The 9,051-nt window shown below is 71.7% G+C and carries 7 protein-coding genes; 3 read left to right on the top strand and 4 right to left on the bottom strand.

From position 1 onward, the window contains the following. Positions 1-1,445, bottom strand: a 1,445-nt coding sequence (locus AB0F10_RS41960; protein WP_360639108.1) for a methylmalonyl-CoA mutase family protein, incomplete at its 3' end; no start/stop codon positions are given. A 117-nt stretch (positions 1,446-1,562) separates the two neighbouring features. Here AB0F10_RS41960 and AB0F10_RS41955 point away from each other — a divergent pair. Then, positions 1,563-2,396 (top strand): metallophosphoesterase, encoded by an 834-nt coding sequence (locus AB0F10_RS41955; protein ID WP_360639105.1) that lies wholly within the window; start codon positions 1,563-1,565, stop codon positions 2,394-2,396. Next, on the top strand, positions 2,393-3,061 hold the full coding sequence (locus AB0F10_RS41950; protein ID WP_360639102.1) for a 4'-phosphopantetheinyl transferase superfamily protein: 669 nt from the start codon (positions 2,393-2,395) through the stop codon (positions 3,059-3,061). The genes AB0F10_RS41955 and AB0F10_RS41950 overlap by 4 nt, the downstream gene beginning before the upstream one ends. A 41-nt stretch (positions 3,062-3,102) precedes the next feature. On the opposite strand, the gene AB0F10_RS41945 is transcribed toward AB0F10_RS41950, so the two are convergent. Beyond that, positions 3,103-4,050 carry a polyprenyl synthetase family protein gene (locus AB0F10_RS41945; RefSeq protein WP_360639099.1) on the bottom strand — a complete coding sequence of 316 codons (948 nt, stop codon included), beginning with the start codon at positions 4,048-4,050 and terminating at the stop codon, positions 3,103-3,105. 174 nt (positions 4,051-4,224) lie between these two features. Between AB0F10_RS41945 and AB0F10_RS41940 the strand changes: the two genes are divergently transcribed. After that, complete coding sequence (locus tag AB0F10_RS41940) at positions 4,225-4,881, top strand: ElyC/SanA/YdcF family protein (RefSeq protein WP_360639096.1); 657 nt, start codon at positions 4,225-4,227, stop codon at positions 4,879-4,881. Positions 4,882-4,930: 49 nt separating this feature from the next. On the opposite strand, the gene AB0F10_RS41935 is transcribed toward AB0F10_RS41940, so the two are convergent. Further along, complete coding sequence (locus AB0F10_RS41935) at positions 4,931-6,085, bottom strand: hypothetical protein (protein ID WP_360639094.1); 1,155 nt, start codon at positions 6,083-6,085, stop codon at positions 4,931-4,933. After that, complete coding sequence (locus AB0F10_RS41930) at positions 6,082-8,898, bottom strand: AAA domain-containing protein (RefSeq protein WP_360639091.1); 2,817 nt, start codon at positions 8,896-8,898, stop codon at positions 6,082-6,084. The genes AB0F10_RS41935 and AB0F10_RS41930 overlap by 4 nt, the downstream gene beginning before the upstream one ends. Between the last annotated feature and the right edge of the window lie 153 nt (positions 8,899-9,051).

Genomic DNA, 9,051 nt, shown 5'->3' with positions numbered 1-9,051 from the left:
AGATCGGTGGCGAAGTCGCCGCGGGCGGTCCGGGCCGCCGGACGGCCGAGGCCGACCAGCAGCACCGCGGGCCGGGCGCCGGTCGCCGCGGCATGCTCCTCGGTGCGCGCCCGGAGCCGCTCGAACGTCTCCGCGTACCGGAAAACGGGCAGGCCGCCGCCCAGGTCCGGGCCGGCGGCCGGCGCGGGCAGCGGGACCGGGCCGGGGTCGACGAACCGGCTGACGCCCACGATCGGCGGCCGCCGCCGGGCCAGATCCGCCGACCTGGCCCGCCGGGTGGCCGCCAGCCGGCCCGCCACCAGCCCGGAGTCCAGGGCCGCGCTCATCCCGCCGGCCCGCTCGATCTCCCGGAACCGCTCCCAGGCCCGCCCGGCGAGATCCTCGGTGTGCTGCTCGACATACCAGGAACCGGCCGCCGGGTCGGCGACCCGGTGCAGGTGCGCCTCCTCGCGCAGCACCGCCTGCACGTTGCGGGCCAGGCGCCGGCCCGGCTCGCCGCGCCCGGGCAGCAGATCGTCGAACGCGGCCACGGTCACCGCGTCCGCGCCGCCGACCGCCGCCGCGGTGCACGCCACGGTGGTCCGCATGATGTTCGACCAGGGGCTGAGCGCGGTCAGCATGGCCGACGAGGTGACCGCGTGCTGCCGCTGGGCCACCGGCGCGCCGCACTCGCGGGCCACCCGGGCCCACAGCCGGCGGGCGGCCCGCAGCACCGCGATCGAGTCGAACAGGTCGGCGCCGACCGCGTACCGGAACTCGAGCTGACCGAACGCGTCGGCCGGCTCCAGGCCGGCGCCGGTGAGCAGCCGCAGGTATTCCACGCCGGTCGCGATCGAGCAGGCCAGCACGTCCGCGTGGCCGCCGCCGGCGTCGTGGTAGACGGTGGAGTCCACGGTGGCCGCCCGCATGCCGGGCAGCCCGGCGACGCAGCCGGCCGCGAGCCGCACGAGCCGCTCGGTGTCACCCGGCCGGCCGGTGCGGGCGCGCACGGCGAGGGGGTCGGCGCCCAGGTTCCCGGTGATCGCCGTGGCCGCGACCCCGTGCCGGCGGGCCGCGTCGAGCAGCCGGTCCAGGCAGCCCTCGTCGAGCACGACGCCGACCTCGGCGAGGTCGATCTGTTCCAGCAGGTCCTCGGCCGCGCCGGACAGCCACACCTCGGTGACCCCGCCGGCCAGGTCCTCGCGCAGCGCGACCGGATCCGCCTCGGTGTAGCGCTGTCGCACCCCCCACGGCAGGCCGCCGGGGCGCAGGCCGGGCAGCGGCGCCGGCACCTCGGTCTCCGGCCCGTACAGCGGCCGCACGGTGAGCCCGTCGTAGGTCGTGGTGGCCAGCAGGTCCGGCACCTCGGCCGGTTCCGCGCCGGCCGGCGCGCGGCCCACCCGGCGCAGCGCCGCGAGCGCCATCCGTTGCCAGGCCTCGCGTTCGTTCCCGATCACGCTCGTCATGCCGGCCCCCGTACCGTCGATGTCCGTCCGAGCCTGGCAACGGCCGCCGGGACGGACAACCCCTACTCCCCCGGACGACCCGGGACGGCCGGGGCGCGACGGTGGAAGGATTCCGGTGTGCCCAGCTCACTGTTAGCCGTCAGCGATCTCCACGTCGCGTACCAGGAGAACCGCCTGATCTCCGAGGCCCTCGCGCCCGAGACGGACGGCGACTGGCTGATCGTGGCCGGCGACGTCGGCGAACGGTTCGCCGACATCGAGGCGACGCTGAGGTCGCTGCGCGAGCGGTTCGCCACGGTCATCTGGGCGCCGGGCAACCACGAGCTGTGGACCCACCCCGGCGATCCGGTCCAGCTGCGCGGGGTGGCGCGCTACGACGCCCTGGTACGCATGTGCCGCGACATCGACGTCGTCACGCCCGAGGACGAATACCCCGTCTGGCAGGGTCCGGACGGCCCGGTGGTGGTGGCGCCGCTGTTCCAGCTGTACGACTACTCGTTCCGGGTGCCGGGGGCCGCCACCAAGCAGGAGTCGCTCGAGCGGGCGTACGAGGCCGGCGTGGTCTGCACCGACGAGTCGCTGCTGCATCCCGACCCGTACCCGAATCGGGAATCCTGGTGCCGGGCGCGCGTCGCCGCGACCGAGGCCCGCCTGGCCGCGATCGACCCGGACCTGCCCACCGTGCTGATCAGTCACTGGCCGCTGGTGCGGCAGCCGACCGACGTGCTCTGGTACCCCGAGTTCGCCCAGTGGTGCGGCACCGAACTGACCGCCGACTGGCACCTGCGCTTCCGGGCGGCCGCGGCCGTCTACGGCCACCTGCACATCCCCCGCTCGACGAACTACGACGGCGTGCCGTTCGAGGAGGTGTCGCTGGGCTACCCGCGCGAGTGGAAGCGCCGGTCCGGCGACCCGTCGCCGATGCGCCGCATCCTGGCCGGCCCGCGATGATCGACAAGCTGCTGCCGGGCGTGGTCCGGACCGCCGAGGCGTACGGCGACGTGCCGGACGAGCGGCCGTTCCCCGGCGAGGCCGACCTGATCGCACACGCGGTCGAGGGGCGCCGCCGCGAGTTCATCACCGCCCGGCGCTGCGCCCGGCAGGCGCTGGGCCTGCTGGGTTTTCCCCCGGTGGCGATCCGGCCGGGGCCGAGACGCGAGCCGCTGTGGCCCGCCGGGGCGGTCGGCAGCCTGACACACTGCGCCGGATACCGGGCCGCGGCGGTGGCACGGTCGGCGGACCTGTCGTCGGTGGGTATCGACGCCGAACCGCACGGGCCGCTGCCCGACGGCGTACTCGAATCGGTCGTCGCCCCCGGTGACCTGGAAACCCTGCGCCGGGCCACCGAGGGTGACCCGGCGCTGCACTGGGACCGGCTGCTGTTCAGCGCCAAGGAATCGGTCTACAAGGCGTGGTTTCCGCTGACCGGGCGGTGGCTCGGCTTCGACGACGCGCGCCTGGACCTCGACCCGGCGGCCGGGACCTTCACCGCGCACCTGCTGGTGCCCGGCGACCGGCTGGACGGAGCGCCCCCGCTGACCGCGCTGTCCGGCTCGTTCCTGGTCGATCGTGGCCTGGTGCTGACCGCCGTGGTCATCGCACCGCCGGCGCCGTGATCGCCGTGGTCATCGCGCCGCCGGCGCCGTGATCGCCTTGGTCATCGCGCCGGCGCCGTGGGCCGCAGGGCCGAGGCCCGCATCATGGTGGCGCGTTCCAGCAGCTCATCCGGCAGCGCCGCGAGCACCGGCCGGGCCGGCAGCTCCCGCAGGCTCGCCTCGGCGACGGCCGCGTAATGCCGCGCGTAGTGCAGGACCTCGGCGAGAATCTCACCCTCACCGGCCATCTCGGCCGCCGCCTCGAGATCACCGCGATCGAGGACGTCGGCGAAGGCGCTGCCGTGGTGCCGCGCGGCCAGCAGCGACGGCAACGTGTAGACGCCGTTGGCCAGGTCCTGCCCGACCGGCTTGCCCGCCTCGGCCGCGGTGGCACAGAGGTCGAGCAGGTCGTCGACGATCTGGAACAACATCCCGACCGACATCCCGAACCGGGCCGCCGGCTCGCTCGGCCCGCCGCCCAGCACCGCGCCGATCGAACAGGCCGCGCTCAGCAGCGCACCGGTCTTACCGGCCAGAATCTCCAGATGCCGGTCCACGTCGATGAGCTGACGCTGGGCGTCGATCTCCCCGGCCTGGCCGCGGCACATCTCGGCATACGCCCGCAGTCCGTCGGCCGCGCACCGCGGGTCCACCTCGCCGAGCGCCGCGATCGCCTCGGCCACCAGCAGGTCCCCCGCGACGATCGCCATGCCGGGCCCGTGCGTGACGTGCACCGAACGCAGGCCGCCCCGCTGCGGCGACTCGTCCATCAGGTCGTCGTGGATCAGCGAGCTCAGGTGCAGCAGCTCGATCGCCGCGGCGCAGCTGATCGCGGCCCGGTCGCGGCGGCCGCCGGCCATCGCGAGCAGCAGGGCCGGGCGCAGCCGTTTGGCCGGCCGGTGCAGGACGGGCAGCAGGACCGGCCGCAGCACCGGCCCGGCCCCGCGGACGGCCTCCTCGAGGCGGCGCTGGAGCAAACCTGCGGTGCGGATATCGAGGCAGAGTTCCATTAACTTTCCTTTCCGGACGGACCCGAAGGAGTTTCACGAAACGACTACAACGCCCTTACGCCCGGTAACGTAACGGAGGTCGAGCGGTCCGGGCGACCCCTGATATCTGTCCGCTTGTTGCCGCTCACCGATCGGAGCATTCCGCTGAAATCCGTTGTTCCACCGCCTCGGGTCGTGTCCGACGAGGACCTGTCCGGCGTGCCGGCCGCCCGGCTCCTGGACGTGCTGAAGGCCATCACGATGATCCTTTCCCTGCCCCGGTCGGCGGCCGACGACGTCGAGGCGCTGGCCATCGCCAGCGGGCAGGGCGAGGAGTGGCGCCTCACCCACGCGATCCGCGACTGGGAGGCCAACCCCCGGCTGCGGAACCTGTTGGTGGCGAAGGGGAACCCGGCAGAGGCCACCTATGTCGACATCACGCTCGACTATCTGCGCGGGCTCGGGTTGCGCCGCGTCGACGGGGTGCACATTCAGCCGTCAGCGGCGCCTAACACCGGGCTGCAGGCCAAGTGGATGGTGGAGCGGGTGCGCGGGCTGGGCCTGGGCAGTATGGCGCTGGTCGTCTCGCCGTACCATTTGCCGCGGGCGTATCTGACGGTTTTGAGGGAGCTGAACCGGGACGGCATCCGCATTCCGTTGATCCCGGTGCCGGTGTCCGTTTCGCCGCACACGCCGGTCCCGGAAACCGGGGCGACCGCTTACGATCTGCTACCCGGCGAGGTGAAACGAATCCTCACCTACGCCGACGCCGACTGGGTCGCCACCCCCGACGACCTGTCACGATATCTGCACTGGCTGTGGACCGAACACCTTCACCCCACCGACGCCTGAGGCGCACAGACCCTCGTTAGGCTCGGCCGCCGAACATCGCACCCTTGCGCTACCTGTCGGCCGTCATGTTCTCGAGCATCTGGTTCAGCACATCATCGCGTTCCGCACGGGCATGGACACGAAGGCTCTCGACGCCCGGCGTCGGGACTTCCAGCTGCTTCGACAGCTCGCCAAGCCGGCGCTCGATTCCCTCGACATCCCGCACACCGCGCCTGGTGACCTGGCTTCCGGCCCGCACCAGCACGGCCCGAAGACGGGTCGGCTCGTCGTCGCACCACAGCTGGAGAAATGTGTTCTCGCGCGTCTCAAAAGATCCGAGCTGCCACCATTTCATACGCTCGGGAAATGCTTCGACGGGAAGCGAGGCCCGCAGAATCCGGTTCGGCAGCCGTCGCGGTTCGACGTCCCGAAAACCCCGGCCGGCCAGCCATTCCCGCCACACCCGTACGTCGTCGACCGCCTTCTCGGCCGCCAGGGCGTCGCGCAGATACGGCGCGACCAGCTTGGAGAGGTACGGGTCCGCACCCTCGATCGCCTTGACGTAGACGAGTAGCCCGGACGCGCACGCGACGACGTAGGCCGGCAACCAGGAGTTGCCCAATGCGAGCGGTTCCACGGACTTGAGCGCCCCCGGTAGGTTGAATTTCTCGCGGTCCGCGCGCCGGGCCAGCTCCACGACGGTGTCCATCCGAAACACGCCCGAACTGGCGACCGGATGAAATCTCGTGCTGCCGGAGAGGCTCAGCTGCGGCTCGTCGAGCCAGACCGCGCCCGCGTAGTGGGCCTTCGGCAACGCGGCGCCCGTGAAACCGTCGAAGTACAGGATCTGCTGGTCTTCCTTGAGTACGTAGCGTTGGCCGTCGGCCACCGAGCTCAGCCCGATCTCCGTCAGCCCCAGGGCGTCGCCGTCGCGGCGGAGGTGGCCGACAGTGTCCAGGAAGCCCAATGCCCGCTCGACGAGCGCCGGCTCGACGGCGAAGAACGCGGCGAGTCCGGGCACGTCGCGCAGTCCAGCCCGCCCGATTGCCCGCGACAGATACCGATCGAAGACCTCGTACGGCTGCGCCTCTTGAACGACCGACCTGACCCGCACCGCCCACATCGGCAGCAGCAGCGGAAAGATGCGCAGCGGCTGGACACCGGGCAGTGCGGTGACCTGTTCGAGAATCCGCCGGATCGGAACGTGCGCGGGGGCGTTCGTCAACGCGGTATCCGATCGCGCAGCCGAGACGCCGCCACGACATCACCGTGCTCGTCGGCGTACCGGAAAAGGTCCCCCGCCAGGTGCCGGAATCCCTCGTCGCGGGCGTTGGTGAGGGTGCCGCGGTCGCCGATGAGAATGAGCTGCTCCCTCGCTCGGGTGATGGCGACGTTGAGGCGGCGGAGCTCGCTGAGGAAGCCGACCCTGCCGCCGCTATTGCTGCGGGTGAAGCTGTACATGACGACGTCCCGTTCCTGCCCCTGGAAGGCATCGACCGTGCCGACGCGATCGCGGATCGCCTCCGCTCCGAGTGCCTCCCGCAGCCATAGATCGACGAGCTGCACCTGCGCCCGGTATGGCGCGATCACCACCCAGTCCCGCCCCTCGGCGGCATACCACTTCGCCAGATCGAGCGCGACTCGCGCCTCGGCCCTGTTGTCGCAGCCGGCGACCTGCCACGTCTCGGTCCGGCGCCGACTCCGCTCGGCTCGCTCGCCTTCCGGCAACATCGAGGTGTCAACGACGGCGAGTGGGCTACGGAAGATCGGCGACGGCGGACGCGGTTTGGTCTCGGTGGTGAGACGTCCGCCGTAGAAGGCGGTGGAGACGAAGTCGGCCAGCACCGCCGGCATCCGACGCTGCCGGCTCAGCAGAATCTGGTTGGCCGGCGGTGCCTCCCGCAGGAGCCGTTCAAAAGCGCTTCGCGTCAACAGCTCGATGAGTACGGACGGATCGATGCCCTGCCGGCTCGATTCGTGCCGGCGCAACCAATGCTGCACGTCGTCATCGACGAAGGGCGGCAGCTGCCGGTGATCACCGACCAGCACGGCCCGGCGCGCCCTGACCAGGGGAACGAGGGTGGAAGCGAGCGGAATCTGACCAGCCTCGTCAATGACGGCCAGATCAAAGTCGAGATCGGACAGCAGGTTTCGTTGCACCCCCACGCCGATGCAGGTCGCACCGATCACGTCGGCGTAGCGAATCAGCTCCGGGTGTAGTTGCTCGCTCGGTCGAGACAATCGCTCGCGCCATTCGGCGAGCAGCCGGCCCCGCTCGCGCAGGAACGGTTCCCATGCCCTGCACCATTTCGCGAACCGGGCGAGCCCGGCGGCATCCATCGCGGGGGAAACCGCCTGGCCCGCCGCGCTCATCAAGTGCCCGAGCTCAACCGCCGCGGGCTTCGCGAGGTCGAGCTGACGTTCGGCCTCGGCCTGTGCCTCGGCGGCGCGCCCGGCGGCACGGCGTACGCCGGGATCGCTCTCGACCTGGCGGGAAAGGTCGGTCCGTAACGCCTCGTACGCAAGTTGGCCTGCCTCCGCAAGCGCCTGAGCCCGCGAAGCACGAGGCCCTGTCGCGGCGAGACCGTCGCGGCAGCGGCCGGCCCTCCAGCGGTGGATGAATCCGAAGAGACCGACGCGGGTTTGGAGTCGCTGGAGTCGCATGGTCAGCCGTCGTACCTCGGCCTCGAGCGACGCCGCCTCCTGTGCAGCCGCCTGCCACGCCCGCTCGGCCTCCCGCGCCGGTGCACCGCACCGTGCCTCCACCACCGCCGCCGCGTCGGCCCGGTCCGCCAGCGCCCGCGCGTGCCGGCCGTTCGCCGATTCCACGCCCGCGAGCGCCCGCTCCAGGCCGTTCAACCAGGCGCCCGCGTGCGAGGGCTCGCCACCGAACGGTTCGAGCCCCTGGGCCGTCGCCTCCGTACGGGTCAGGATCCGCTGCTGAAGACCGACCGCGATGGCCGCGACGGTCTTGTGCCGCACCGCAGCGGCGATCCGGTCCTCGTTACCGACCCGAATCGCGATCATGGCGTCCGGAAGCCGCTCGATGACGTTGTCGACGGCCGTGTTCGTCTGCGAGGCGATCACCACCCTCTCCCCGCGGGCGGCCGCAGCGCGGGCGATCTCGACGATGGTCCTGGTCTTGCCCGTGCCGGGCGGGCCGAGCACACACAGCAGATCCGGTACGGCGAGCGCCCGGCGGAAGGCTTCGGTCTGGTCCCGGTCGAGCGGCTCGGCGGGGTCGGCGGCCGGCGCCCGCAGCGCGGCGAACGTTCGGTCGACCAGCAACGGCATCAGGCTGGGGTTCAGCGTCGAGCCTTCACGTAGCCGCGCGACGGCGTTCGCCTGAACGCGTTGGACAACGTCGTTCGCGACGGCGACCAGATCGCCTTCCTCCGGGATTCGGCGCCGGTCGATCGAGCCCTCGAAGGTGACCGTCAGCAGTTCGCCGTCGATGGCCGTCACCCTGCCGCGCAGGTCCGGCTCCTCTTTCAGATGAACCATGCTGCCTTGCTGCACCGCCCCCGGCCGCGACAGCCGGAACAGATAGACACCGGCTGATGATCCGCGCGGCCGTGCCGCGGCGAGCACCTCGTAGTACGGCAGGATGCGCTGCCCGGGATCCCGCTCCGCCTCGATCTGCCGGGCCCCGTCGATGACCCGGTCCAACGCGTCGCAGAATTCGCCATAGCGGGCCGGCGACGCCGCAGGCCTGGGCTGCGGAGCGTGCACCCGCTGCCAGGCGCTCCGGATCTCCCGGTCCGGCGCCGCGTAGCCGGTCTGCACGAGCCTCAGCTCCGGGAAGTAGGCCCAGCCGCCCGGCGCGACGACACGTAACCGGCTCCGCGCCAGCCGGCCGTGATTGCTCAACCGCATCGGCTCGATGAACTCGATGGTGAACGCGTCACCGCGCCTCGATGCCCGGACTCCGGCGCATGCACGCTGCGCATACAGCCGAATCCAAGGCTTACCCTCGTCCACGCTGACCGGCACGCCGGCACCGGAATTCAACTGCCCCAGCTCGTACGCCAGCCGCACCGGGTCTGGCAGGTAGGGATACTCCCGGCGCGCCTCCGCGAACCGTTGCGCCAGCCTTAGCTTTCCGTTTAACGTCTGAGCTGGGATTAGTCGCTCTGTCGAGGGACTGGCAGGACGCGGCCACCTGGTCACTCTGAGGAGACGCGAATCTTC

The sequence above is a fragment of the Actinoplanes sp. NPDC026623 genome (assembly GCF_040638275.1).
Lineage (GTDB): Bacteria > Actinomycetota > Actinomycetes > Mycobacteriales > Micromonosporaceae > Actinoplanes.
This window is presented reverse-complemented; position numbering and strand designations above follow the sequence as displayed.

Bases quoted from the DNA above. Each gene is read 5' to 3' on its own strand.
- AB0F10_RS41945 (WP_360639099.1), bottom strand. From the start codon at position 4,050: ATGGAACTCTGCCTCGATATCCGCACCGCAGGTTTGCTCCAGCGCCGC.
- AB0F10_RS41950 (WP_360639102.1), top strand. From the start codon at position 2,393: ATGATCGACAAGCTGCTGCCGGGCGTGGTCCGGACCGCCGAGGCGTAC.